The 24,777-nt window shown below is 63.6% G+C and carries 23 protein-coding genes and 1 pseudogene; 13 read left to right on the top strand and 11 right to left on the bottom strand.

What is annotated here, in order from left to right; genetic code table 11:
• A pseudogene (locus tag NKI61_RS12395) lies at nt 1-244 on the bottom strand (L,D-transpeptidase family protein); the annotation flags it as partial.
• A gap of 145 nt (nt 245-389) precedes the next feature.
• On the opposite strand from NKI61_RS12395, the gene NKI61_RS12390 reads away from it, so the two are divergent.
• A complete protein-coding gene (locus NKI61_RS12390) occupies nt 390-1,073 on the top strand; it encodes a response regulator transcription factor (RefSeq protein ID WP_352839651.1) in 684 nt (227 codons plus the stop codon).
• 177 nt (nt 1,074-1,250) lie between these two features.
• Nucleotides 1,251-1,706, top strand: coding sequence for a cyclic nucleotide-binding domain-containing protein (locus tag NKI61_RS12385; RefSeq protein ID WP_023670494.1), 456 nt, complete (start codon nt 1,251-1,253; stop codon nt 1,704-1,706).
• A gap of 159 nt (nt 1,707-1,865) precedes the next feature.
• Here NKI61_RS12385 and xth read toward each other — a convergent pair whose 3' ends face one another.
• The 6 genes from xth to tesB all read right to left on the bottom strand — a co-directional run bounded on the left by xth (nt 1,866) and on the right by tesB (nt 9,596).
• Nucleotides 1,866-2,672, bottom strand: coding sequence for an exodeoxyribonuclease III (xth, locus tag NKI61_RS12380; RefSeq protein ID WP_023698380.1), 807 nt, complete (start codon nt 2,670-2,672; stop codon nt 1,866-1,868).
• Nucleotides 2,673-2,870: 198 nt separating this feature from the next.
• Nucleotides 2,871-3,551, bottom strand: coding sequence for an outer-membrane lipoprotein carrier protein LolA (locus NKI61_RS12375; protein ID WP_023683897.1), 681 nt, complete (start codon nt 3,549-3,551; stop codon nt 2,871-2,873).
• A 138-nt stretch (nt 3,552-3,689) separates the two neighbouring features.
• Complete coding sequence (locus NKI61_RS12370; RefSeq protein ID WP_352839649.1) at nt 3,690-6,356, bottom strand: DNA translocase FtsK; 2,667 nt, start codon at nt 6,354-6,356, stop codon at nt 3,690-3,692.
• Between the two features lie 345 nt (nt 6,357-6,701).
• Nucleotides 6,702-8,150, bottom strand: a complete 1,449-nt coding sequence (locus tag NKI61_RS12365; RefSeq protein WP_373420142.1) for an ammonium transporter — start codon at nt 8,148-8,150, stop codon at nt 6,702-6,704.
• Between the two features lie 13 nt (nt 8,151-8,163).
• Entirely contained in the window at nt 8,164-8,502 is a 339-nt protein-coding gene (locus tag NKI61_RS12360) for a P-II family nitrogen regulator (protein ID WP_023670499.1), read from the bottom strand.
• A 218-nt stretch (nt 8,503-8,720) separates the two neighbouring features.
• Complete coding sequence (gene tesB, locus NKI61_RS12355) at nt 8,721-9,596, bottom strand: acyl-CoA thioesterase II (RefSeq protein WP_023687727.1); 876 nt, start codon at nt 9,594-9,596, stop codon at nt 8,721-8,723.
• Between the two features lie 112 nt (nt 9,597-9,708).
• Between tesB and NKI61_RS12350 the strand changes: the two genes are divergently transcribed.
• The gene (locus NKI61_RS12350; RefSeq protein WP_352839647.1) at nt 9,709-10,965 is read left to right on the top strand and encodes a ubiquinone biosynthesis hydroxylase; all 1,257 of its coding nucleotides are present in this window, start codon (nt 9,709-9,711) and stop codon (nt 10,963-10,965) included.
• On the opposite strand, the gene NKI61_RS12345 is transcribed toward NKI61_RS12350, so the two are convergent.
• Together NKI61_RS12345 and NKI61_RS12340 are read right to left on the bottom strand one after the other, a co-directional pair.
• The gene (locus tag NKI61_RS12345; RefSeq protein WP_352839645.1) at nt 10,942-11,091 is read right to left on the bottom strand and encodes a hypothetical protein; all 150 of its coding nucleotides are present in this window, start codon (nt 11,089-11,091) and stop codon (nt 10,942-10,944) included. The genes NKI61_RS12350 and NKI61_RS12345 overlap by 24 nt on opposite strands.
• A 98-nt stretch (nt 11,092-11,189) precedes the next feature.
• Complete coding sequence (locus NKI61_RS12340) at nt 11,190-11,720, bottom strand: hypothetical protein (RefSeq protein ID WP_023698376.1); 531 nt, start codon at nt 11,718-11,720, stop codon at nt 11,190-11,192.
• Nucleotides 11,721-12,122: 402 nt separating this feature from the next.
• On the opposite strand from NKI61_RS12340, the gene NKI61_RS12335 reads away from it, so the two are divergent.
• The 9 genes from NKI61_RS12335 (at nt 12,123) to NKI61_RS12295 (ending at nt 23,438) form a co-directional block, all read left to right on the top strand.
• A complete protein-coding gene (locus tag NKI61_RS12335) occupies nt 12,123-13,094 on the top strand; it encodes a substrate-binding domain-containing protein (protein ID WP_050587426.1) in 972 nt (323 codons plus the stop codon).
• A 70-nt stretch (nt 13,095-13,164) separates the two neighbouring features.
• The gene (locus NKI61_RS12330) at nt 13,165-14,691 is read left to right on the top strand and encodes a sugar ABC transporter ATP-binding protein (RefSeq protein ID WP_352512779.1); all 1,527 of its coding nucleotides are present in this window, start codon (nt 13,165-13,167) and stop codon (nt 14,689-14,691) included.
• Between the two features lie 17 nt (nt 14,692-14,708).
• Entirely contained in the window at nt 14,709-15,695 is a 987-nt protein-coding gene (locus NKI61_RS12325) for an ABC transporter permease (protein WP_352512835.1), read from the top strand.
• 1 nt (nt 15,696) lies between these two features.
• Entirely contained in the window at nt 15,697-16,677 is a 981-nt protein-coding gene (locus tag NKI61_RS12320; RefSeq protein ID WP_352839643.1) for a sugar-binding transcriptional regulator, read from the top strand.
• Nucleotides 16,667-17,662, top strand: a complete 996-nt coding sequence (locus NKI61_RS12315) for an aldo/keto reductase (protein ID WP_352839641.1) — start codon at nt 16,667-16,669, stop codon at nt 17,660-17,662. The genes NKI61_RS12320 and NKI61_RS12315 overlap by 11 nt, the downstream gene beginning before the upstream one ends.
• A gap of 77 nt (nt 17,663-17,739) precedes the next feature.
• Nucleotides 17,740-19,464, top strand: a complete 1,725-nt coding sequence (locus NKI61_RS12310) for a glycerol-3-phosphate dehydrogenase/oxidase (RefSeq protein WP_352839639.1) — start codon at nt 17,740-17,742, stop codon at nt 19,462-19,464.
• Nucleotides 19,461-20,303 carry a class I fructose-bisphosphate aldolase gene (locus tag NKI61_RS12305; protein WP_352839637.1) on the top strand — a complete coding sequence of 281 codons (843 nt, stop codon included), beginning with the start codon at nt 19,461-19,463 and terminating at the stop codon, nt 20,301-20,303. Before NKI61_RS12310 ends, NKI61_RS12305 begins: the two co-directional genes overlap by 4 nt.
• Nucleotides 20,296-21,834: an FGGY-family carbohydrate kinase gene (locus NKI61_RS12300; protein WP_352839635.1), complete on the top strand. Its 1,539-nt coding sequence runs from the start codon at nt 20,296-20,298 to the stop codon at nt 21,832-21,834. Before NKI61_RS12305 ends, NKI61_RS12300 begins: the two co-directional genes overlap by 8 nt.
• Nucleotides 21,831-23,438: a GMC family oxidoreductase gene (locus NKI61_RS12295; protein ID WP_352839633.1), complete on the top strand. Its 1,608-nt coding sequence runs from the start codon at nt 21,831-21,833 to the stop codon at nt 23,436-23,438. Before NKI61_RS12300 ends, NKI61_RS12295 begins: the two co-directional genes overlap by 4 nt.
• A 12-nt stretch (nt 23,439-23,450) precedes the next feature.
• Here NKI61_RS12295 and NKI61_RS12290 read toward each other — a convergent pair whose 3' ends face one another.
• Both NKI61_RS12290 and NKI61_RS12285 read right to left on the bottom strand, forming a co-directional pair.
• Nucleotides 23,451-23,807, bottom strand: a complete 357-nt coding sequence (locus tag NKI61_RS12290) for a YciI family protein (protein ID WP_023742126.1) — start codon at nt 23,805-23,807, stop codon at nt 23,451-23,453.
• Nucleotides 23,804-24,019 (bottom strand): hypothetical protein, encoded by a 216-nt coding sequence (locus NKI61_RS12285; RefSeq protein WP_023698372.1) that lies wholly within the window; start codon nt 24,017-24,019, stop codon nt 23,804-23,806. The genes NKI61_RS12290 and NKI61_RS12285 overlap by 4 nt, the downstream gene beginning before the upstream one ends.
• Nucleotides 24,020-24,238: 219 nt before the next feature.
• On the opposite strand from NKI61_RS12285, the gene NKI61_RS12280 reads away from it, so the two are divergent.
• Nucleotides 24,239-24,664: an OsmC family protein gene (locus tag NKI61_RS12280; protein WP_023683888.1), complete on the top strand. Its 426-nt coding sequence runs from the start codon at nt 24,239-24,241 to the stop codon at nt 24,662-24,664.
• The last annotated feature ends 113 nt before the right edge of the window (nt 24,665-24,777 follow it).

Below are 24,777 nucleotides of genomic sequence, written 5' to 3'. Positions count from 1 at the left end.
CGCCGATCGGCGCCATCGCCAGCCGGGTTTTGCGGCCGGCCGCGAAATGATCGCCCCGAAAATATCCTGACAAAATCCGCATCTCGCCAAGCGGCGTCGCACCGTCGCCTTCGCGCTTATTGGCCGAGATGCCGCCGCGTCCGAGCGCACAGGCAAACACCTTGCTGCCGGCCTGCAATATCCCCTGGCTGGGGTTGCCCGGCCTCGCCCGAACCACCAGCACACGCAGCCCTTTCGGCAAAATTGCGCCGGCTGCATTGCGATCGCGTTTTTTCTTGTATGATCGTGTCACGGAACAAATCACTGTGATCGGACTGTTGCGCCGGTCAGCTTCCGCATAAATGGGGGGCGGTCAACTGAAAATTCTTTTCAAAACAATGGATTGATCCATGACATCACGTACCATTCTGATCGTTGACGACGATGACGACCTGCGCGGAACCCTCGTCGAGCAACTGGCCCTTCACGAAGAATTCGACGTCTTGCAGGAAGCGACCGCCGCCAAAGGCGTCGCCGCGGCGCGCGGCGGGCTCATCGACCTGCTCATCATGGATGTCGGGCTGCCGGACATGGATGGCCGCGAGGCGGTGAAGATCCTGCGCAAGGGCGGCTACAAGGCGCCGATCATCATGCTGACCGGCCACGATACCGATTCCGACACAATTCTGGGCCTCGAGGCCGGCGCCAACGACTATGTCACAAAGCCGTTCCGCTTCGCCGTGCTGCTCGCCCGCATACGCGCACAACTGCGCCAGCACGAGCAGAGCGAGGACGCCACCTTTTCGGTCGGGCCCTACACGTTCAAGCCCAGCCAGAAGCTTCTGATCGACCAGCGCGGCGGCAAGGTGCGGCTGACCGAGAAGGAAGCCTCGATCATCAAATATCTCTATCGAGCCGACCAGAAGGTGGTGACGCGCGACGTCCTGCTCGAGGAAGTGTGGGGCTACAATTCCGGCGTCACCACGCACACGCTGGAAACTCACGTCTACCGGCTGCGCCAGAAGATCGAGCGCGATCCTTCCAATGCTGAAATTCTTGTGACAGAAAGCGGCGGCTACAAGCTGGTTCCTTAAACTTTTCATTGTTCAATAAGCGGTCGGGGCGGGACTGTTTCGGGGAGGATCCGGCTGGGGGAGCCTGGATCGGCCCGCTGCGCAGATTGAAGTGTTAGAGCGTCCTTTGCGCGTCCAATTGGACACGCGGCGCTCTAAAGGAGGGATTGGACTGACCGTTCGGGGACGCAGCTAGAGATGGCGCTGGATGACGACATCCGCATCCTGTCCGCCGTGAAGCTCTTTGAGGGTTTCACGCAGGAACAGCTGCGCCTGCTCGCCTTCGGCGCCGAAGCCACCCATCTGCAGGCCGACCGCAAGCTGTACCGCGAGGATGACGAAGCCGACTCAGCCTATATCGTGGTCAGTGGCCGCATCGTGCTCTACCGCGAGCATGACGGCGACCGCATCCCGATCGGCACCGCCGGCCCCGGCACGATCCTCAGCGAACTGGCGCTGATCGCCGACTCAAGACGGCTGACCAGCGCCTCAGCCGAGACCGATTCGGAAGTGATAAGGTTGAGCCGCAAGATGTTTCGCCGCATCCTGGAGGAATATCCCGAGGTGGCGGTGAAACTGCACCAGCGAATCCTCGATGATTTTCAGGCCATGATCGCCCGCATCGAGAAGTTGGCCCCAAGGTTTGGCGGGTAGGTCCCCGCGACCGCGCTCACGCTTGGGTGTGTCGAGATTCAGGTCAGGCCGAGTCGAAAATGGCTGATACCGAGAACCGGAGCGGAGCGTACTCAAAGTACGCACCGGAAGCGCAGGTATCGGCCATTGCAGGCCGGCCTCACCTGAATATCGGCACGCCTAATCCAGGTCGAACCGCGCAATCACCGGCACATGGTCCGAGGGCCGCTCCCAGCCACGCGCCTCTCGCAGGATCTCATAGCCGGCAAAGCTCGGCACCAGGTTCGGTGACGACCAGACATGGTCGAGCCGGCGGCCGCGGTTCGAGGCTTCCCAGTCCCGCGCGCGATAGCTCCACCAGGTGTAGAGCTTCTGCTCTGGCGGCACGTCGAGCCGCATCAGGTCGACCCAGTCGCCGGCGATCCGCATCGCGTCGAAATTTTGCGTCTCGACCGGCGTGTGGCTGACGACGTTGAGCAATTGCTTGTGCGACCAGACATCGTGCTCCTGCGGCGCGATGTTGAGGTCGCCGACCAGGATCGAAGCCGACACCTCGTCATGCGCGGCGTGGATGGCGTTCATCTCGGCAACGAAATCGAGCTTGTGGCGGAACTTGCGGTTGATCTCCGGATCGGGCTCGTCGCCGCCGGCCGGCACGTAGAAATTGTGGACCAGGATTGCCTTGCCGCCGGCCTGCACCTTGACCGACAGATGCCGGCTGTCATCGATCTCGCAGAAGCGCCGTTTCTCGACAATCTCGATCGGCCGCCGCGCCACCGTCGCAACGCCGTGATAGCCCTTCTGGCCATGGAATGCGATGTGCTCGTAGCCGGCCTTGCGGAACGCCTTTTCCGGAAACAGCTCGTCGGGAACCTTCGTCTCCTGCAGGCAAAGCACATCGGGCGCCTGCTCCGTCAGCAGCCGCTCGACGATTGGCATGCGCAGGCGCACGGAATTGATGTTCCAGGTGGCGATGGAGAAGGGCATGCGGCGATCCGAACAAGGTCGCCGTTCTACTGCCAGCCGAGCGCCACAAAAACAAGCCAGCCTTTGCGGGCGGCGGCCCTGATTCAGGTCAGGCCGAGTCGAAAATGGTGGTCGCCGAGAACCGGAGCGGAGCGTACTTAAACCACGTGAGCACCGGAAGCGCAGGAGATCGCCATTTGCAGGCCGGCCTGACCGGATCTAGCGGTGGTTGGTGTTCAGCTCGCGGTTCGCCGTATAGTCGATGGCGAACGTATCCGCAGGGAAGCTGACGCCTTCCTTGGTGTTGTAGATCATCACCGTGGTGTCCTTGCCCTGCGCGTCGGTGATGGTCCACTGGCGCAGATCATAGGATTTCGGATCGAACATCATGGTGATCTTCGAATTGCCGAACACCGACTTGTCGGCAAGCTGGATGGTGGTGAGGTCGCTCTCTTCCTTGATCGATTTGACGCGGCCGCCCGAGAGGTCGATCTTGGTGTCGAGCAACAGCTTCAGCGGCGTCTTCGACAACGGATAGAGATCGGACGTTTTCAGCCGCTTGTTGAGGATGACCACCGACTTGCCGTCGGAAATCACCCGGAAATTCGATTTGCCGTCATAGTTGAAGCGAATCTTGCCTGGCCGCTCAAGGAAGAACTTGCCGCCGGTCTGCTGGTTGTTGGGGCCGAACTGGACGAACTCGCCGCTCATCGATTTGACCGAGGAGAAATGGTCGGCGATCTTTTGCGCCGTCGGCGGCACCGCCGCCTGCGCCGAGGCCAAGAGCTGGAACCCCGGCACGACGTTGATGGCCGCGGCGCCGGCAAGCATCAGGCCAAGGCCGAGCAACTGGCGACGGTTTGGAGCGAAATCGCTGATCGCGGAAAGATCGTTTTTCATGCCGGTCACTCTCGTGTGGTGTGTGTCTCGTTGCAGTCCGTGGACCCCCAGTTAGACTTAAGTTTGGCGGGCCGGACAGCGCTCAGTCGCTGTAACGCGCCAAAAGGTTCAAGGTTGCCGCCGGGCCGTATCGGCTGATCAGAACTTGTCGTCTTCGGTCGGCACCAGAATTTCGCGTTTGCCGGCATGGTTGGCCGGGCCGACAATGCCTTCCTTCTCCATCTTCTCGATGATCGAGGCGGCGCGGTTGTAGCCGATGCCGAGCCGGCGCTGGATATAGCTGGTCGACGCCTTGCCGTCGCGCAGCACGACCGAGACCGCCTGGTCGTAGGGATCGTCGGAATCCTCGAAATTGCTGTTGCCGCCACCGCCAGCGCCGCCCTTGCCCGACGGCTCGTCATCGTCCTCGCCGTCATCCTCGGTGATGGCGTCGAGATATTCGGGCACGCCCTGCAGCTTCAGATGGGCGACGATCTTCTCGACCTCGTCGTCGGCGACGAACGGGCCGTGCACGCGCTGGATGCGGCCGCCGCCGGCCATGTACAGCATGTCGCCCATGCCGAGCAGCTGCTCGGCGCCCTGCTCGCCCAGGATGGTGCGGCTGTCGATCTTCGACGTCACCTGGAAGGAGATACGGGTCGGGAAATTGGCCTTGATGGTGCCGGTGATGACGTCGACCGACGGACGCTGCGTCGCCATGATGACATGGATGCCGGCCGCGCGCGCCATCTGTGCCAGGCGCTGCACCGCGCCTTCGATGTCCTTGCCGGCGACCATCATCAAATCGGCCATCTCGTCAATGATGACGACGATGTAGGGCATCGGCTCGAGATCGAGGTTCTCGGTCTCGTAGATCGCCTCGCCGGTCTGGCGGTCGAAGCCGGTCTGCACGGTGCGCGAGATTTTTTCGCCCTTCTTTTCAGCCAACTGCACGCGCGCGTTGAAGCCGTCGATGTTGCGCACGCCTACCTTGGACATCTTGCGGTAGCGGTCCTCCATCTCGCGCACCGTCCATTTCAACGCCACCACGGCCTTCTTCGGGTCGGTGACCACCGGCGTCAGAAGGTGCGGGATGCCGTCATAGACGGAAAGTTCGAGCATCTTCGGGTCGATCATGATCAGCCGGCAGTCCTGCGGCGTCAGCTTGTAGAGCAGCGACAGGATCATGGTGTTGATGGCGACGGACTTGCCGGAGCCGGTGGTGCCTGCGACCAGCACATGCGGCATCTTGGCGATGTCGACGATCACCGCCTCGCCATTGATGGTCTTGCCCAGCGCCAGCGCCAGCTTGGACTTGGTCGTCTCGAAATCGCGGCTGGCCAGGATCTCCCGGAGATAGACGGTCTCGCGCTTGGCATTCGGCAATTCGATGCCGATGGCGTTGCGGCCGGGCACCACGGCGACGCGGCAGGCAATCGCGCTCATCGAGCGGGCGATGTCGTCGGACAGGCCGATGACGCGCGACGATTTGATGCCGGGCGCCGGTTCCAGTTCATAGAGCGTGACGACGGGGCCGGGCCGCACCGCGATAATCTCGCCCTTGACGCCGAAATCCTCCAGAACGCCTTCGAGCAGGCGCGCATTCTGCTCCAGCGCGTCCTTGGACAGGCTGGCGTCGCGCACCACGTTCTTCGGCTCCGACAGGAAATGCAGCGACGGCATTTCGAATGTTTCCGAGCCGATCAGCGAGGTCTGCGCCTCGCGCTGGACGCGCGCGCCGGGAGCGGGACGCGGCGCAGGTGCGGCGACGCGGGTCGCCGCATCTGACCGGAAGTTTTGCACCTTGGCGTTCGGCGCGGCACGGCGCGGGACCGGCTCGTCGTCGAGTTCGACCTCCTCGTCGCCATTGTCGAAACCGGCATCGAGGACGTCGTCATCGTCCGGATCGACGGAAACGCTGCGGTCATTGACCATGGCGGCGAAGAATTCCGGCTCGACGCGGGCGCGGCCATCCGGGCTCATCCGCGCTTCGGCGAATTCCGCTGATTCGACCCGTTCGGCGGCGCGGCGCCATGCGGTGGAGCGCTGCTCCATCTCCGGCTCGAACTCGTCGCGCTCCTGCTGGCGGCGCACAGCCCGGCGATGCATCCAGGCGCGGAAAGACAGCCACCAATGGGTAATGGCGCCGAGCGCCAGTATCCCCTCGTCGCCCTCGTCCTCGTCTTCGTCGAAGAGCAGGTCATCCTCTGGATCGGGCTCCGCGGTGCGCTCCATGACGGCAAAGCCGTTCTTGCGCGCAATCAGCGCCGAGCCATAGGCAAACAGCCACAGCGCCGGCGCAATGAGCACCATGGCAATGATGCTGGCAACGATGCCGGTCGGGTAGCCGCCAATGACCAGGCCCGGAATATTGAGCACCATGTCGCCGAACACGCCACCGAGGCCGGTCGGCAACGGCCACGTCTTGGGCGGCACCACGCAGCCGGCCATCGCCGCCGCGAGCAGCGCGAAGCCGAACCAGGCAAGGCCGCGCTTCGGCAGCCTGTCGACGCCGCGCGCCGAAAACAGAAGAAAGCCCCAGATCACCGCCGGCACCAGGGCGGCAACCGCGGCAAGGCCGAAGAACTGCATGGCGAGGTCGGAGAATACCGCGCCCGCATAGCCCATGGCGTTGGTGACGATGTTGTCGGTGGCGTGCGAGAAGCTGGGATCGGCGACGTTCCAGGTCGCCAGCGCCGCGACGCCAAAGGCGACCAGCGCAAACAGGCCGGCGCCGACCAGCCGCCCGACCTGGCGCCGCGCGAATGCCTGGATGCCGTGCCCCGTATCGGTCAGCGCGAGCGGTGCTGAAGCCCCTGAACGCATGCTTCGTTCCCCGTCTGTCATGGACTGGCCGGGCGCATGACGCACTCCGGCAGATTCGGATGTCAGACTATCGGGGGGAAGGTTAAGGCCGCATTAACTATACGCACCCAGAGCCACGATCTTGCTCACTCCACTGTAGGCAGTCTCACCGGTTCGGAACCAATCCGGTCGACGTCTCCCCGCCGGCGGCCATCACTAGAACGTGATTGCGCAGGGACCGAGGCCTGCCAGCACGGTTGCCAAAAAGAGAGGCCCGGAATGACCCGGGCCTCAAAGCGTGAACTCCTTTCGGGAGCGTCACGACGGGATGGGAGATTGCGGGCGGCCAAGGCCGCCCCGCAAGGCTTACGAGTGGTAGGCCGCTTCGCCATGCGAAGTCAGGTCGAGGCCTTCGCGCTCGGCGTCGGCTGTCGGACGCAGACCGATGATCAAGTCGACGACCTTGTAGAGGATTGCGCTGCCGATGCCCGACCACAGCAGGGTTACCAGGACGCCTTTGCCCTGCGCCAGGAGCTGCGTGGCCGTGCCGGCATAGCCGGCGGCGAAGTCGGCCGTCGAATAGTCGACGATGCCGGCGCCGCCGAGGGCGGGATTGACCAGAATGCCAGTGCCTAGCGCACCGATGATGCCACCGACGCAGTGGACGCCGAAGACATCGAGGCTGTCATCATAGTCGAACGTGTTCTTCACCACCGAGACGAAGAAGTAGCAGACGAAGGTGGCGACGATGCCAAGCACGATAGCGCCCATCGGGCCGGCAAAACCTGCAGCCGGCGTAATCGCGACGAGGCCGGTGACCGCGCCCGAAACAGCGCCGAGCATGGAGGCTTTGCCGCGCAGCAGCGATTCAAGCACGATCCAGGCCACTGCCGCCGCCGCCGTGGCGACGAAGGTGTTGATCATCGCCAGCACCGCATAGGCGTTCGCTTCGAGGTTCGAACCGGCGTTGAAGCCGAACCAGCCGACCCACAGCAATGAAGCGCCGACCATGGTCAGCGTCATCGAGTGCGGCGCCATGATGTCCTTCTTGTAGCCGATGCGCTTGCCGATCATCAGCGCGCCGACGAGACCGGCAATGCCCGCATTGATGTGAACGACCGTGCCGCCGGCGAAGTCGATGGCGCCGAAGCTGAAGATCAGGCCGGACGGGTCGGCATAGGCGCTCGGGCCGCCCCAGAACCAGACCATGTGCGCGATCGGGAAGTAGATTAACGTCACCCATAGGATAACGAAAAGGATCAAGGCGGAGAATTTGACGCGTTCGGCGAATGCGCCGACGATCAGGGCGGGCGTGATGCAGGCGAAGGTCATCTGGAAGACGACGAACACCAGTTCAGGAATGGCGACGCCCTTGCTGAAGGTTTCCGAAAGCGTCGATACGTTGACGCCGGAGAGAAACATTTTCGAAAGGCCGCCGACGAAGGCGTTGCCCGGGGTGAAGGCGAGGCTGTAGCCGTAGAAGACCCAGATGATCATGACCACGCTGGTGATGGTGAAGACCTGCATCAGCACCGACAGCATGTTCTTGGTACGAACCAGGCCGCCGTAGAAAAGCGCAAGGCCGGGAATGGTCATCAACAGCACCAGCACGGTGGAAATCATCATCCACGTGGTGTCGCCCTTGTCGACGGTAAAAGCCGGCGCTGCTGGCGCTGCCGCCGCGACGGCGGGAGCCGCCTCCTGCGCGAAGGCAGCAACCGTGCCCAATGCTCCGAGCGCTAAGGAGCCCAGCAGCGCGGAGCGCGCCACTGACTTCAAGGTGGAAGGTATATTCATTGAACTCTCCATTGGAATACGTGTTCGCCGCTCAAAGTGCGTCGGTGTCTGTTTCGCCGGTACGGATGCGCACCGCCTGATCGATGCCGAAGACGAAGATCTTGCCGTCGCCGATCTGGCCGGTCTTGGCCGCCGCCGTGATGGCTTCGACGGCCTTGTCGACCAGGTCTGTGCTAACCGCGACTTCGATCTTGATTTTCGGCAGGAAACTGACCGCGTATTCCGCCCCGCGATAGATTTCCGTGTGTCCCTTCTGACGCCCGTAGCCTTTGACTTCGGTGACGGTCAGGCCCTGGATGCCGACGGCGGTGAGCGCTTCGCGCACCTCGTCGAGCTTGAACGGCTTGATGATTGCCATCACGATTTTCATAAGGTTTCACCCTTTGCTGTTGCGGTCCCCCGCGTTTGCACACCTTCACCGATCCCAAAAAGCCCGGAGAGTGCCCAACAGGATTCAAGCTCCGTGCCAGTTGCCGAAGCAGGGCGTTAACTCATTGTAAATAAACGGATCGCTCGAGTCCCGGCGCCACGGCGCGCACTGTCAACGGACAGTCACTGATTAAAAAGTAGGCAATTTTTCGAAAATGCCTATTCCGCAGGCGGCCGCTTCAGCCGGATCAGGCCTTCCTGGGCAACCGAGGCGATCAGCGTGCCGTCGCGGGCAAACAGCGAGCCGCGGGTGAAGCCGCGCGACCCCTGCGTCGAGGGGCTGTCCTGCGTGTACAGGATCCAATCATCGAGCGGATGGCTGCGATGGAACCACATCGCATGGTCGAGGCTCGCCGCCTGGATGTCGCGGTCGAAAATGGCGCGGCCGTGCGCAAAGGTCGAGGTGTCGAGCAGCGTCATGTCGGAGAGGTAGGCAAGCACCGCCGCCTGGATGCCGCGGTCGGCCGGCACCGGGCCGGTGGTGCGGATCCAGATGTTCTGCTGCGGCTCCAGCTTTTCGCGGCTGGTGTAATGCTTCAGCATCACCGGCTTCATCTCGATCGGCCGGTCACGCTCCCAGTAGCGCTTGATGCCGTCCGGCACCGCCTCGCCGAACTTGCCCAGCAATTCGCGCTGCGACAACAGGCTGTCGGGCGGCGGCACGTCGCGCGGCATCGGCAGCTGATGCTCAAGGCCAACCTCGTCCTGCTGGAACGAGGCTTCCAGCGAAAAGATCGCCTGGCCGTGCTGGATCGCCACCACGCGCCGCGTGGTGAAGGAGCCGCCATCGCGGATGCGGTCGACCTCGTAGACGATCGGCACCTTGGTGTCGCCGGGCCGCATGAAATAGCCGTGCAGCGAATGCACGTGGCGCTCGGGCTCGACGGTGCGCTGCGCGGCGACCAGCGCCTGGGCGATGGTCTGGCCGCCGAAAACGCGCTGCCAGTCGAGCTTGGGGCTGCGACCACGGTACAGATTGTGTTCCAGCTGCTCGAGGTCGAGAATGCTGAGAAGCTCGTCCATGGCCGCCGTCATGCTTCGTGACCTCGCCGTAAGATGCTATGGCGGTTTCCGACAGGAATGGCGGGCAGTCAAGGCCGGAATGCCCCAGTGGGCGGGGATGGTCGAGACTTCGAAAGGAATTGACATGGCGAACCGCAACCCGGACGCAAAAACCCCGCTCGACGTGCTGGTCGCTGGCGCCGGCTATGTCGGCCTCGCCGCCGCCGTGTCGCTGAAACAGGCGCGGCCGAACCTGGCTGTCGCCGTCGTCGATGCCGCGCCCCCCGGCGTCTGGCAGAAAGACGGCCGCGCCTCGGCGATCGCCGCCGCCGCCTGCCGCATGCTCGACCAGCTCGGCATCTGGCAGGAAATCGTCGGGCAATCGCAGGCGATCACCGAGATGATCGTCACCGATTCGCGCACCGCCGATCCGGTGCGTCCGGTGTTTCTCACCTTCGATGGCGAGGTCGCGCCGGGCGAACCGTTCGCCCACATGGTCGCCAACAAGGACCTGAACGGCGCCTTGCGCCACCGCGCGCAAAAGCTCGGCATCGACATCATCGAAGGTGTCGCGGTCGCATCGTTCGACGGCAATGGCGTCGGCATCACCGTGCATCTGGCCGACGGCGCGGCGATTGAGGCGCGGCTGCTGGTCGCCGCCGACGGCGTCAATTCCAAATTGCGCGACATGGCCGGCATCAAGACGGTGAAATGGGAATATGGCCAGTCCGGCATCGTCTGCACGGTGGCGCATGAGCGCCCGCACAATGGCCGCGCCGAAGAGCATTTTCTACCGGCCGGCCCGTTTGCAACGCTGCCGCTCAAGCCGACCGAGGACGGCACCAACCGTTCGTCGCTGGTCTGGGTCGAACGTTCCGAGGATGCCGAAAAGCTGGTCTCGGGCGACGACCTCGTCTTCGAGCAGGAGCTTGAATTGCGCTTCGGCCTGAAGCTCGGCGAAATCCGCGTCACCGACAAGCCGCGCGCCTGGCCGCTCGGCCTGACCATCGCGCGCGCCTTCGTCGCCCCGCGCATCGCGCTTGCCGGCGACGCCGCGCACGGCATCCACCCGATCGCCGGCCAGGGCCTCAATCTCGGCTTCAAGGATGTGGCGGCCCTTGCTGAAGTGGTGGTCGAGGCCGATCGCTTGGGACAGGATATCGGCGCGCTCGACGTGCTCGAGCGCTACCAGCAATGGCGCCGCTTCGACACGGTGCAGATGGGCGTCACCACAGATGTGCTGAACCGGCTGTTTTCCAACGACATCGGCCCGCTGCGCCAGCTCCGCGACATAGGCCTCGGCCTTGTCGAACGGATGCCCAGGCTGAAGGAGTTCTTCATCCGCCAGGCGTCGGGGTTGTCCAACGGCACACCGCGACTATTGAAGGGGGAGGCGATCTAGCAGCCAGACAAGGTAGTAGAAGACCACAATGGCGACCAGCGTGCCGACCACCAGCCTGCCGGCGTGGGATTTGCGCAATCTGTCACCAAACAGCATGCCGATCAGATCGGCCAATTCCGCAGCCACGTACGCAATTGCTTCCATCTGTGCCTTGACGGTTTGGGGGTACCGTCCCATTGATGTGGGGACGACCGCCTTCCGTTCAAGATCAATGTTGACCGAGGTCAGTTGACCTCAAACCCCAGCTTCTGCCGCAGTCGCAGCATGCGTTGGTCGGCGACCTTGAAACTCTGCTCGCCGCTCTTGGCAACACGATCCAGCATCTGCAGCAGGTCTTCGCGCTCATGCGGATCGAGGCGCTCGCGCAGGAAGGGCGCCAGCTTGTCGATGACGATCGTCGTGTCGTCGATCTGCGCCGCGGCCCATTTGGCGTAGACGACGGCTTCATCGGTCTTCTTCTGGTTGTCCGCAATCTGCGAGATCACCTCGCGGATAACCGTTTCGCGCTTCGGCAGGATCGGACCATGCTCCGCCGCGATTGCCATGATCAGCGTTGCTGCCGCCACCACCGGATCGTCGATCGCCGTCAGCGGCGACAGCGCCGCCTGCTTGCGCAGCTTCTTGCGCCTTATGTTGCCCTGGACGCGGCCGACGACGTCGGCGACCTCGCGCGCGGCTTCGTTCATGGCCTTCATGCGATACCACCAGAACGCCCCGGCTCCCAGCACGCCGAGAATAGCAATCAGGAAAGGCATGTCGAATTCCCCCGAAAATTGCGGCGACGATAGGAGAACTCCGGCGTTGCTTCAACACGCAAGAATTGTATCTGATGAGAAAACAGAGCTGGCCCCCTAATCATCCAGACGCCGAGATCGGACGTCCTGGGTTCAGGTCGCTCGTCACGGGCATCTGATGGTGCAACCGCTTGGCGATAACGCCGACTTCGCATCCACCCGACCCACCTGCAAGATATTTCACATACTGATATTTCGTTCGCCATCATTGACATGCCATAAATCCCGCCGTATTCAATCTCGCCAGAGATTTCATCTTATGAAATTTCTTGCAAAGCTGATGCGACGAGGCTTTCATCGTCGGGGAACCCGGAGGAGAGAATGAACAGGATTGGGCTGGTGGGCGCGCTGAGCGCCGCTGTGATGACGTTGACCCTGGCGATGCCAGCGTCGGCAGAGAGCAAGTTTCAGTGCAAGCCGGATGAGACCTACGTGATGAACGTCATGGTCTCCGCGCATCCCTATTGGGTGCCGGTCTATCAGGGCTTCAAGCAGGCGGCTGCGGCGATGGGCTGCAAGACAGTGTTTTCGGGCACGCCGGACTATGACATCGCCAAGCAGATCGCTTCCTTCGAACAGGATCTGATCAAGAAGCCGGCCGGCGTGCTGCTGCACCCGATGCAGGCCGATCCGTTCATCGAGCCGATCAACCGCGCCATCGAGAACGGCACCACCGTCGTCACCTTCGCCGCCGACTCGCCAAAATCCAAGCGCGTCTCCTACATCACCTCGGACAATCTGGCGGAAGCCAAGTTTGCCGCCGAGGAGATCGTCAAGCAGGTCGGCGACGACGCCGAATATGGCGTGCTTGAGAACCCCGGCCAGAGCAACCACGATCTGCGCGTCACCGCCTTCATCGACTATCTCGCCAAGAACTATCCGAAGATGAAGCTGGTCGGACGCCAGGCCTCCAATCAGGACGCCAATGTCGCCAACAAGGCGGTGGCCTCGATGCTGCAAGCCAACCCGAACCTCAAGGCGCTGTGGATTCCGGAAGCCGGTTCGGCCGAAGGCGCGGTCGCGGCCGTTCTCGAAGCCAAGGCCAAGGTGCTGATCATGCACGCCGACATCACCCCGGCGACGCTGGAGCAGATCAAGGCCGGCAACATCCACATGGCGCTGAGCCCGAACCAGGGCATGCAGGGTTATCTCGGCTTCGTAGCCACCTTCATGGCGGCGCATCCGGAGCTGATCGACCCGTTCAACGACTACAAGACGTCGGGCCACAACCCGATGAGCATCCCCTTCGCCGATAACGGCTTTGCCGTCATCACCAAGGAGAATGCCGACTCGTTCGACCTGAACAAGTACATGCAGGGCCGCGATCCCAGCTAATCGCGTCCATCAGGCAATCGCGCCATCCGGCGCGGTTGCCTTATCCCTCCCTGAGCAGGTGAGCACACAAGTGGAAAAACCGGCCCTCCTCAAAATATCCGGCCTCAGCAAATCGTTCGGCCCTGTCCGTGCGTTGCGCGATGTTGGTTTCGAGCTGCGCGCCGGCGAAATCCACGCCATTGCCGGCGAGAACGGCGCCGGCAAGTCGACGCTGATGAAGGTGATCGACGGCATACTGCCGCCCGACGGCGGCGACATCCAGATCGACGGCCGCTCCGTTTCGATCCGCTCGCCGCTGGTGGCGCAAAAGCTCGGCATCGGCTTCGTGCACCAGGAGATCGCGCTGTGCCCCGATGTCTCGGTGGCGGAAAACATCTTCATGTCGATCACCAACGCCAGCAAGGCTTTGCTGATGAATTACCGTGACCTCGAGAAGCGCGCTGCCGCGATCCTGGCGCGGCTTGGCAACATCGATCCGACCGCGATGGTGCGCAGCCTGTCGATCTCCCAGCAGCAGCTGGTCGAGATCGCCAAGGCGCTGACGCTCGATTGCCGCATCCTCATCTTCGACGAGCCGACCGCCGCGCTGACCGAGCGCGAGGCCAAGAAACTGTTCGAGATCATCCACCAGCTTGCCGGCGAAGGCATCGGCATCATCTACATCTCGCACCGCATGGCCGAAATCTTCGAAAACTGCGACCGCGTCACGGTGCTGCGCGACGGCCGGTACATCACCACGCTCGACATATCGGCGACGACGCCAGAACAGGTGGTGGCGTCCATGGTCGGCCGCGTCATCGACAGCCTCTATCCCGAGAAGCTGCGCGGCGACGAGCGGTCCGAGGAAATTCTGCTCGAGGTCAGCAACCTCTGCGAGACAACCACCTTCCGCGACATTAGCTTCCAGTTGCGCAAGGGCGAAATCCTCGGCATTGGCGGCCTGATCGGCGCCGGTCGCAGCGAGATCGTTCGGGGTATCTGCCGGCTGGAGGGTCAGGTGACCGGCAATGTCAGCCTGCATGGCAAGCCGCTGTCGCTGACCCATTATGGCGACAGCATCGCCGCCGGCATCGTCTACCTCTCCGAGGACCGCAAGGGTGACGGGCTGTTCCTCGACATGTCGATCGCCGCCAACATCTCGGCGCTGGCGGTGGATCGGATCTCGACGCGCTTCGGCCTCATCAACGACCGCCGCGAGAAGCAGCGGGCGGAAACCATCGGCAGGCAGCTGTCGCTGAAATGCGGCCATGTCGGCCAGCCGGTTTCGACGCTCTCGGGTGGCAACCAGCAGAAGGTGGCGATCGCCAAGATGCTATCGGTCGACCCGAAGGTGATCTTCCTCGACGAGCCGACGCGCGGCGTCGATGTCGGCGCCAAGGCCGAAATCCACCGGATCCTGCGCAAGCTGGCGCGCGACGGCGTCGGCATCGTGGTCATCTCGTCGGAACTGCCGGAACTGATCGGTGTCTGCGACCGGGTGCTGATCGTACGCGAGGGACGCATCACCGGCGAGGTCACCGGCGCGGAAATGACCGAAGAAAACATCATGGTCCTGGCATCGCTTGCCGATGACGGCCGGCAACGGAGCGCCGCATGAGCATCGTGGGGGAAAGCATGGACAGCGTGACGCCGCCGGCCCGCATCGGGTTCGGTGAAAGGCTTGGCGGCCTGATCAGGATGCGCGAGACCGGTCTGATCCTCATCATCGCCGTGCTCTTTGCGGTCATGTCGTTCGCATCGCCGTACTTCCTGACCTGGGACAATATGCGGGCGATGGCGATGGCCTTCGCGGTCGAGGGCATCGTCGTCGTCGGCATGACGATCCTTCTGATCTCAGGCGGCATCGACCTTTCGGTCGGTTCGGTCACCGCACTCGCCATGGTCATTGCCGGCCTGCTCTTCCTCGGCGGCGTCGACCCCTGGCTGGCATCATTGATTGCAATAGCGGCCTGTGCAGGCATCGGCGCCTTTATGGGCTTCTTCGTCACCAAGGTGGGATTGCACCACTTCATCGTCTCTCTGGCCGTGATGGTGATTGCGCGCGGGCTCTGCCTGCTCGGCACCGGCGGCCGCCCGCTCGGGCTCTATACCCTGCCGCCCGAGTTCAAATTCATCGGCCAGGGCGCCATTGGCGGCATTCCGGTCGTCATCATCATCTTCATCGTCTTCGTCATCCTGTCCGACTTCATGCTGCGCCGCACGACGATGTTTCGCAAAGTTTTCTACACCGGCAGCAATGAGAAGGCCGCCGCCTATTCCGGCATTCGCACCAAGAAGGTCGTGTTCCTGACGACAACTTTGTGCTCGACGCTGTGCGGCTTTGCCGGCGTGATCTACATGGCCCGCTTCGGCTCGGCCCAGCCGACCTTCGGCGCCGGCATGGAGCTGAACGTCATCGCCGCCGCGGTGATCGGCGGCGCCAGCCTCACTGGTGGCTCCGGCACCATTCTCGGCGCCATCCTTGGCACCATCCTGCTCTCCGTCGTTTCAAGCTCGCTCGCTCTGCTCGACGTGTCCGTCTATTGGCAGGACATCATCCGCGGGTCCATTCTGCTGACGGCGGTCACCGCCGACTACCACTTCAACAAGCGGCGGGGCTGAGATGGCGGACGGCAGGGAAGATTTCGAGGCGATCCGGCAGATCCACACCGTTCTGGTGCTGCACTTCGTCGACGGCATGAAGCAGAACGACATTGCGGCGGCGCTCAACCTTTCGGCGTCGAAAGTCAATCGGCTGATCGCGCAAGGGCGCAAGCTCGGCATGCTGAGGATCGCGGTCGAGAGCCCGTTCCAGCGCCTTGTCGACATCGAAAAGCAGCTGATCGAGGTCGCGCAACTGGCAGCCGCGATCGTGACGCCGACCGTGGCCGGCAGTCCCGACAGCACGCTGCAGCAGGTGGGGCGCGCGGCGGCCAACCAGTTGCTGGAGACCTTGCGCGACGGGGACGTCATCGCCATTACCGGCGGCAAGGCGATCAGCGCGCTGGTCGAAAACCTGCAGCCCGAGCGCGCCTTCGACGTCACCGTCGTGCCGCTGACCGGCGGCGTCCAGGGCAAGCACTATACCGACGTCAACCATCTGGCGACGCGGCTGGCCGAACGCCTCGGCGGCACCAGCATGCTCTTGCATGCGCCACTCTTTGCCGAAAGCCGCGAGCAGCGCGATCTCCTGCTGGACATGGCCTCGGTGCGCGAGATCTTCGACCTGGCGCGCAAGGCGGCGATCGCGCTGGTCGGCGTCGGGTCGATTCAGACGCCGGGATCGAGCTACTACGACCTCCACCCAGGCCTCGATCCCGACCGCGAAAAACTCGCCGCCAGCGGCGCGGTCGGCGAGTTCCTTGCGCATCTGATCCGCGACGACGGCACGCTGGCCGACTACCCGCCCAATGACCGCCTGGTGGCGCTGGCGCCTTCGGAACTTGGCCGCTGCCGGTCGGTGATGGGGGTGGCCAGCGGCGCCGAAAAGATCTGGCCGATCCGTGCCGCGCTTCGCGGCAACTATCTCAAATCACTGGTCGTCGACGAAGAGACGGCCAGTGCAGTCCTGAGCAATGCGGGGAGCATACGCAATGTCGCCTGAAATGTTGACGCGCACCATTGGCGCGTCGGGAATATCCGCCTCCGCGATTGGCCTCGGCACCTGGGCCATTGGCGGCTGGATGTGGGGCGGCACCGATGAGGCGCAGTCGATCGACACCATCCGCGCCTCGATCGACGAAGGCGTTTCGCTGATCGACACCGCGCCGGCCTACGGCAAGGGGCTGTCCGAGGAAATCGTCGGCAAGGCGATAAAGGGTCGCCGTGACAAGGTCGTCCTTGCCACCAAGCTTGGGCTGGTCTGGCATACCAAGAAGGGCAACCACTTCTTCGACTATGACGGCGCGCCGGTGCATCGCTATCTCGGTGCCGACTCTGTCGTCTACGAAGTCGAGCAGAGCCTGCGCCGCCTCGGCACCGACCATATCGACCACTACATCACCCACTGGCAGGATCCGACCACGCCGGTCACTGAAACGATGGAAGCGCTCGACCGCCTCAAGACCCAGGGCAAGATCCGCTCCATCGGCGCCAGCAATGTCAGCGTCGCCGATGTGAAGGCCTATCTCGCGGCCGGCCAACTCGATGCGGTCCAGCAGGAATACAGCATGGTTGCGCGTGACATGGAACAGGATCTCTTGCCCTTCTGCGCCGGGAACAACGTGTCGGTGCTCAGCTATTCGTCGCTGTCGCTCGGTCTGCTCTCGGGCAAGATCGGTCCCGACCGCGTCTTTACCGGCGACGACCAGCGCAAGGATAATCCGCGCTTCTCGCAGCCCAACCGCCGCAAGGCGGCAGCGCTGATGGAAGCGATCAAGCCGAGTGCCGAGGCGCACGGCGCCAGCGAGGCGCAGGTGGTCATCGCCTGGACGCTGCAGCAGCCCGGCATCACCTTCTCACTCTGCGGCGCGCGCAGCCCGCAGCAAGCCAGGGAAAACGCGCAGGCTGGCCGCATCAAATTGTCGGGACAGGAGATCAACCAGATCAGTGAGGCCGCCAGCCGCCATCTGACCAATCTCGACGCCTGACCGCCACCAGTAACCCGAACCAAGTTGAGCTGCCGTCCACCGGACGGCAGAACGGCCCAACCTTGCCCGGCAAAGCCATGCCTGATCAGAGAACCGTCATCCTCGACACGATCCGCCGCAACGGCGCGTTCGATGTCGTCGTCATGGGCGGCGGCATAAACGGCATCGGCGTTTTCCGCGAACTGGCGCTGCAGGGTCTCCGAGTTCTGCTGGTCGAACGCAACGATTTCTGTTCGGGCTGCAGTGCGGCACCCTCGCGCATGATCCATGGCGGCCTGCGCTATCTCGAGAATGGCGAGTTCGGCCTGGTGCAGGAATCGCTGCGCGAACGCGACGCGCTGCTGGCCAATGCGCCGCATATGGTGCGGCCGCTGCCGACGACAATTCCAATCCGCTCCGTCTTCTCCGGGCTGATGAACGGCGCGGCAGGCTTTCTCGGCTTTTCGGAAACGCCTTCCAGCCGCGGCGCGCTGGCGATCAAGGCAGGCCTCGCGCTCTACGACTGGACGACGCGCAAGCGCCGGGTGCTGCCGCGCCACAGTTTCCGTGGCGCCAGGGCGACCTTCGCGCAATGGCCGACGCTCGATCCCAAACTGCGCTTTTCCGCTACCTATTACGACGCCTGGATCAGCTACCCCGAACGGCTCGGCATCGAATTGCTGCTCGATACCGCACGCCTGGCGCCCGTCAGCCTCGCGCTCAATCGCGCCGAGATCGCGCGCGCGGGCTCCTCCTTCGAGCTCACCGATACGGTGGGTGGTGAAGGCTTCACCGTGACCGCCAAGGCGATCGTCAATGCGAGCGGCGCATGGCTGGATTCGGCGATCGCCCGGCTCGACGCCTCCGAAAAGCCCGCGGCGCCCCTGGTCGAAGGCACCAAGGGCTCGCACCTCATCCTCGACAACGAGCCGCTCTACCGTGCGCTCGGCGGTCACATGATTTTCTTCGAGAATGCCGACGGTCGCGTCTGCATCATGTTTCCCTATCTCGGCAAGGTGCTGGTCGGCTCGACGGATATCCGCGTCAGCGAAGCTGGGCGCGTGCGCTGCGAACCGGCCGAGACCGACTACATATTGGCGGCGGCGCGGTTGGTATTCCCGTCCATTCCGGTCCGTGCCGCCGACGTCGTCTTCACCTATAGCGGCATCCGGCCGCTGCCGAAAAGCGACCATGCCTTCACCGGCAGGATATCGCGCGGCCATTCCGTGCATCGCATAGCCGGCGGCATCCCGCAGTTCTGCATGATCGGCGGCAAGTGGACGACCTTCCGCGCCTTCGCCGAACAGGCGGCCGACGAAGTGCTGGCCGAGCTTGGCCGCGAGCGCATTCGCGGCACGCTGGCGCTGCCGATAGGCGGCGGCCTCGGTTTCCCCGCAGATCCGGCATCGATGGCAGCCGATCTCGCCGGTGAGTTCGCGATCAGCACCGACCGCGCCGCGTATCTCGTCGATCACTACGGCAGCGGCGCGCGCGACATCATCCTGTTCTGCCTCGGGCGTCCCGACGACATCAGGCTCGACGACAGGACCGAGACCACGGCGGCCGAGATCGTCTATCTCGCCCGGCATGAGTTCGTGACCTGCCTCTCGGATGTTGTCTTGCGCCGCACGTCGCTTGCCATTGCCGGCGACATCTCGATGGTATCAATCGAACGGATCGCCGATGCGCTAGCCGCCGAGCGCGGCTGGAGCGATCCGCACCGCGACGAGGAGATAAAAAGTCTCATCGCCGAACTCGACACCTATCACGGCGTCTCGCAAGAGATGCTCGACCAACGCACGAATCCCAGGAGCAGAACATGAAAGTCAGCGCCAAGGCCCGGATGAACCGGATGTTCACCAACGGCAATTGCCTCGACGTGGCGCTCGATCACGGCGTCTGCAATGAACCGGGGTTTCTCGTTGGCTTGGAGGACATGCCACGTGTCATCGACACGCTGATCGGGGCAGGGCCAGACGCGTTGCAGCTCGCCTATGGCCAGGCCGATCTGCTGCAATCGCGGCCGGACAAGGACAAGCCGGCGCTGGTCATGCGCATCGACATGGGCAACCCTTACAATGCACAGCGCCACCGGGTGATGTGGTCGATGCTGCAGAACCATGACGAGCCGATCATCGGCGCGCTGGAAATGGATGCCGCCTGCGTCGTCGTCAATCTGTTCATGCTGCCCGACGAGCCGGAACTGTTTCGCCAATGCGTCGAAAACATCAGCAAGGTCCGCGCCGCCTGCCATCGCTACGGCATGCCGTTGATGATCGAGCCGCTGGTCATGCTGCCCAACGATATCAGGGGCGGCTACCAGGTCGATGGCGACGCCGAAAAGATCGTGACGCTGGTGCGGCTCGCCGCCGAAATGGGCGCCGATATCATCAAGGCCGACCCGACCGAGCGAGCTGAGGATTTCCACCGCGTCGTCGAGGCGGCGCGCGTACCGGTGCTGGTGCGTGGCGGCGGCAAGGACGATCTCAAGACGGTACTGGCAAAATCGTCGGCCCTGCTCAGGCAAGGCGCCAAGGGGCTGGTCTATGGCCGCAACATCTATCAGCATGCCAACCCGAAGGCGGTGGTCAACGCGCTGATGGCGATGATCCACAACGACGCCGGCGGCGAAGAGGCTTGGGACATCTACAACAATGGCTGATCAAGCCGCCTATCTGCTCGGCCTCGACGCCGGCAACACCATCATCAAGGCGGTGCTGTTCGATCATACCGGGCGGCAGCTCGCCATGCACGCGGTCGCCGGCCGTTCGCACACGCCGCAGCCGGGCTATGTCGAACGCGACCTCGGCGGCATGTGGGCCGATGCGCGCGACGCCATACGCGCCTGCATTGCGCAGGCCGGCATCGATGCCCGCGAGATCGCCGCCGTCGGCTGCGCCGGCCATGGCAACGGCCTTTATCTGGTCGACCGTGCCGGCGAACCGCTGATCGGCATCCAGTCGCTCGACACCCGCGCCGCCCGCATGGCGGCGTCCTTGGCGTCGCGCAATGCCGAGGCACTGCACGCCATCTGCCTGCAAAAGCCGTGGCCGGCGCAGACGCCGACCTTGCTGGCCTGGGTCAAGCAGCATGCGCCCGACCTTTATGCCGCAACCGGCACGGCGATGCTGTGCAAGGATTTCATCACTTTCCGCTTGACGGGCGAGCGCGTCAGCGATGTCTCCGACATGTCCGGTTGCGGCCTCGTCCGCATGCCCGAAGGCGTCTATGATTCCGAGCTTCTCGCGCTCTACGGCATCGAGGACGCGCAGGCCAAACTGCCTCGATTACGCGAGAGCGCCGACATCGCCGGCGCGGTCACCGCGCAAGCGGCTGAAGAGACCGGACTGGCGGAAGGCACGCCGGTCATCGCCGGCTATTTCGACGTCGTCGCCAGCGCCATGGGAGCCGGCGTCGTGCGTCCCGGCGAAGCCTCTGTTATCGCCGGCACCTGGTGGGTCAATCAGGTCTTCTCCACCGCGCCGGTCGTCGACCCAGATGTTTTCATGGTGGCGCGCTTCGGTCCCGGCCGTTTCGTCAACATCGAATCCAGCGCTACATCGGCCGCCAATCTCGAATGGTATGTACGCGAACTCGTCGAGCGCGGTGCCCATTATGACGATCCGTTCGGCCACTGCAACGCGGCTGTCGGCGCGGTGACGCCAACCTGGGACGATCCGATGTTCCACCCGTTTCTCTACGGGTCGGGACAAGGGGCGGAGTTCCGCGCCGGCTTCTACGGCCTCGCCGGCTGGCATAGGGAAGGCCATATGCTGCGCGCGCTGTTCGAGGGCGTGATGTTCGAGCACCGGCGCCACATCGATGTTCTGAAGGACGCCGGTGTCAGCTTCGACAAAGCGGTCCTGTCCGGCGGCGGTTCGCGCAGCGAGCACTGGCCGCAGATCTTCGCCGACGGGCTTGGCGTGCCGATCACCGTCCCTGAAGCACGCGAGACCGGCGCACTTGGTGCGGCGATCGGCGCCGGGGTCGCGGCCGGCCTGTTCGCCGACTATGAGGCCGGCGTCGACGCCATGACCCGGTCAAGCGCCGCCTACCGTCCGAACCCGGCCATGCAGGACCATTACAACAGGCGTTATCGCGCCTATTGCGGCCTTGCCGATACGCTGCGATCGTTCTGGGCCGAACACGCCGCAGAACCGAGTAGAACACCGCCGAGTAAACCACCGCAATGACCCAACGGCTCGATGGCGACTACGACTACATCATTGTCGGCGCAGGCACCGCCGGCTGCGTGCTGGCCAATCGCCTGAGCGAAAACCCGGCGACGCGCGTGCTGCTGCTCGAGGCCGGCGGCAGCGACAATTATCACTGGGTGCATATCCCGGTCGGCTATCTCTATTGCATCGGCAATCCGCGCACCGACTGGATGATGAAGACTGCCCCCGAAGCCGGCCTGAACGGCCGCTCGCTGGTCTATCCCCGCGGCAAGGTGCTGGGCGGCTGCACCTCGGTCAACGGCATGATCTACATGCGCGGCCAGGCGGCGGACTACGATGGCTGGCGGCAGATGGGCAATGTCGGCTGGGGCTGGGACGATGTGCTGCCCTACTTCCTCAAATCCGAGGACCATCATGGCGGCAAGACCGAGCTGCATGGCTCCCGCGGCGAATGGAAAGTGGCGCGGCAACGCCTGTCGTGGCCGATCCTGAACACCGTGCAGGAGGCGGCCAAGGAATTCGGCATCATGCCGCGCGAGGATTTTAACGACGGCGACAATGAGGGGTCCGGCTTCTTCGAAGTCAACCAGAGCAAGGGCGTGCGCTGGAACACAGCCAAGGCATTCTTGCGCCCGGCGCTGCAACGGCCGAACCTCAGGCTGGTCGTCAACGCGCATGTCGAGACGGTGTTGTTCGAGGGCAAGCGTGCTATCGGCGTTTGTTATCGCGTCGGCGGCCAAACCATCGAGGCAAAGGCCAGGAGCGAGGTGCTGCTGACCGCCGGCTCGATCAACACGCCGAAACTGCTGGAGCTTTCCGGGGTCGGCGAGCCGGATCGCCTCGCCGCGCTCGGCATCGATGTGGTTCACGCCAGCCCCGATGTCGGCGAGAACCTTCAGGACCATCTGCAGATCCGCACTGTCTACAAAGTGTCGTCGGCGCTGACGCTCAACACGCTAGCCAACAGCCTGAGCGGCAAGGCGAAGATCGCGCTGCAATATGCCTTTGGCCGCTCGGGACCGATGTCGATGGCGCCGAGCCAGTTCGGCATGTTCTCGAAATCCGATCCGTCGATGGCGACGCCGGACCTGGAGTACCACGTCCAGCCCTTGTCTACCGACCGGCTGGGCGACCCGCTGCACCCGTTCCCGGCAATCACCATGTCGGTCTGCAATCTGCGGCCCGAGAGCGTCGGCTCGGTGCACGCTACGACGCGCGAGCTGGCCGTGCAGCCGGAGATCCGGCTGAACTACCTCTCTACGGCGCGCGACCGCGAGATCGCGCTGCGTTCGGTGCGCCAGGCGCGCAGCATCATGACCGCCAAGGCTCTTGCCGGCTTCCATCCGGAAGAAATCCTGCCTGGTCTCGCCCACCAGTCGGACGAGGACCTGCTGCACCAGATCGGCTCGATCGCCACGACCATCTTCCACCCGGTCGGCACCTGCCGGATGGGCATCGATGACCGCGCCGTCGTCAGCCCGGACCTGCGCGTGACCGGTATCGAGGGGCTGCGGATCATCGACGCGTCGATCATGCCGCGCATCGTCTCCGGCAACACCGCCTCGCCAGTGGTGATGATCGCCGAGAAGGCGGCGGATATGATCCGCCGGCCTGCATGACGTCGCCGCCGCCTATGACCCCGGCACGTCGTAGATCGCCCTGACTTCGACGGTGCCGATTTCAGCCAGCGGAATTTTGCAGGCGATCTCCAGCGCCTTGTCGAGAGTGTCGGCTTCGATCATGACGAAACCAAGCAACTGCTCCTTGGTTTCGGCAAACGGACCGTCAGTGATCAGCCGCTTGCCTTGGCGCCGCCGCACCGTCTTCGACGTCTTCACCGATTGCAGCGCCTGCGCGATGATCAGCTTGCCTTGCTGGTCCAATGACCGGTCATAGGCCATCGAATCGGCGTCGAGTTTGGCCAGACGCTCCGGCGTCATGGCATGGAGGTCCTTTTCCTCGCCGTAGACCAGACAGACATATTTCATTTCCAGCTCCCTTGCTGTGACGAACCATAGGTGATCACGGCGCCGGCGGCATCCTTGCCGGCAGCAGCGTGGTCGAGCACGCAGACCGCAATGCCGATCACGGCGACCGCAGCAAGCAGCCGGCCGAAGCCGGAAGGTCGCGAGCACTCGATCTCGTGTAGACGCGCGCTTTTGTCGGCGTCGTTCCAATGGGCAGAAAACAGATTGTTCATCTTGGATCTCCATCCGCCACGAGAATCCGTGGACGCTCGCAGGACGGCCGGCGCCGATGCAAGTCGACATTTTTGCACGCACATTTTTTCAGAAGAATTTGCAGGGCACGCCGGCGTCGCATCCGGCCGAAACAGCGCGGTGGTCTTCCCCGGCCGCCGCGCTATAGTTGGAGGGAACGCCGCGTGGCCGGCGCTGTCGCTGTAATCAAGGAGAATTCTATGGACCGTACCGCAAACGCCGTCTGGAAAGGCAATCTGAAGGAGGGCACGGGCACGCTCGACAGCCAGAGCGGCACTTTGAAAGGCACGCCCTATTCGTTCAAGGCTCGCTTCGAGGACGAGAGCGGCAAATCCGGCACCAATCCCGAAGAGTTAATCGCCGCGGCACACGCCGGATGCTACGCCATGCAGCTGTCGCATTTCCTGGCCGAGAACGGCACGCCCGCCACCGAGCTCGACGCCAAGGCGGTGGTGACGCTGGTCCCCGGCACCGGCATCACCGGCAGCGCCATCACCCTGGTCGGCAAGGTGCCAGGAATCGATGCGGCGAAGTTCAAGGAACTGGCCGAGAAGGCCAAGGCGGAGTGCCCGGTTTCGAAGGCGCTGGGGGCCATCGCAGTGTCGCTCGACGCGAAGCTGGGGTGATCCGCCGATTTTGCCCGGGGTAGCGATTCTTCGCGCCCCCCTCTGCCCTGCCGGGCATCTCCCGGGGAGATTGGAAGCTCGGTAGCTGGCACTTTCTTTCGACGTTCGTGATT

Origin of the sequence: Mesorhizobium sp. M0514 (genome assembly GCF_040321145.1) — a bacterium.
Taxonomy (GTDB): Bacteria; Pseudomonadota; Alphaproteobacteria; order Rhizobiales; family Rhizobiaceae; genus Mesorhizobium.
The sequence above is the reverse complement of the archived record's forward strand: the minus strand, read 5'-3'. Positions and strand labels throughout refer to the sequence as shown.

Excerpts from the sequence above, each read along its gene's own strand:
- NKI61_RS12310 (WP_352839639.1), top strand. The coding sequence starts at position 17,740 with ATGCCTGATCAGAGAACCGTCATCCTCGACACGATCCGCCGCAACGGC.
- NKI61_RS12360 (WP_023670499.1), bottom strand. The coding sequence starts at position 8,502 with ATGAAAATCGTGATGGCAATCATCAAGCCGTTCAAGCTCGACGAGGTG.
- tesB (WP_023687727.1), bottom strand. The coding sequence starts at position 9,596 with ATGACGGCGGCCATGGACGAGCTTCTCAGCATTCTCGACCTCGAGCAG.
- NKI61_RS12350 (WP_352839647.1), top strand. The coding sequence starts at position 9,709 with ATGGCGAACCGCAACCCGGACGCAAAAACCCCGCTCGACGTGCTGGTC.
- NKI61_RS12305 (WP_352839637.1), top strand. The coding sequence starts at position 19,461 with ATGAAAGTCAGCGCCAAGGCCCGGATGAACCGGATGTTCACCAACGGC.
- NKI61_RS12300 (WP_352839635.1), top strand. The coding sequence starts at position 20,296 with ATGGCTGATCAAGCCGCCTATCTGCTCGGCCTCGACGCCGGCAACACC.
- NKI61_RS12340 (WP_023698376.1), bottom strand. The coding sequence starts at position 11,720 with ATGCCTTTCCTGATTGCTATTCTCGGCGTGCTGGGAGCCGGGGCGTTC.
- NKI61_RS12390 (WP_352839651.1), top strand. The coding sequence starts at position 390 with ATGACATCACGTACCATTCTGATCGTTGACGACGATGACGACCTGCGC.
- NKI61_RS12280 (WP_023683888.1), top strand. The coding sequence starts at position 24,239 with ATGGACCGTACCGCAAACGCCGTCTGGAAAGGCAATCTGAAGGAGGGC.
- NKI61_RS12290 (WP_023742126.1), bottom strand. The coding sequence starts at position 23,807 with ATGAAATATGTCTGTCTGGTCTACGGCGAGGAAAAGGACCTCCATGCC.
- xth (WP_023698380.1), bottom strand. The coding sequence starts at position 2,672 with ATGCCCTTCTCCATCGCCACCTGGAACATCAATTCCGTGCGCCTGCGC.
- NKI61_RS12335 (WP_050587426.1), top strand. The coding sequence starts at position 12,123 with ATGACGTTGACCCTGGCGATGCCAGCGTCGGCAGAGAGCAAGTTTCAG.
- NKI61_RS12295 (WP_352839633.1), top strand. The coding sequence starts at position 21,831 with ATGACCCAACGGCTCGATGGCGACTACGACTACATCATTGTCGGCGCA.
- NKI61_RS12285 (WP_023698372.1), bottom strand. The coding sequence starts at position 24,019 with ATGAACAATCTGTTTTCTGCCCATTGGAACGACGCCGACAAAAGCGCG.
- NKI61_RS12370 (WP_352839649.1), bottom strand. The coding sequence starts at position 6,356 with ATGCGTTCAGGGGCTTCAGCACCGCTCGCGCTGACCGATACGGGGCAC.
- NKI61_RS12375 (WP_023683897.1), bottom strand. The coding sequence starts at position 3,551 with ATGAAAAACGATCTTTCCGCGATCAGCGATTTCGCTCCAAACCGTCGC.
- NKI61_RS12325 (WP_352512835.1), top strand. The coding sequence starts at position 14,709 with ATGGACAGCGTGACGCCGCCGGCCCGCATCGGGTTCGGTGAAAGGCTT.
- NKI61_RS12385 (WP_023670494.1), top strand. The coding sequence starts at position 1,251 with ATGGCGCTGGATGACGACATCCGCATCCTGTCCGCCGTGAAGCTCTTT.
- NKI61_RS12315 (WP_352839641.1), top strand. The coding sequence starts at position 16,667 with ATGTCGCCTGAAATGTTGACGCGCACCATTGGCGCGTCGGGAATATCC.
- NKI61_RS12320 (WP_352839643.1), top strand. The coding sequence starts at position 15,697 with ATGGCGGACGGCAGGGAAGATTTCGAGGCGATCCGGCAGATCCACACC.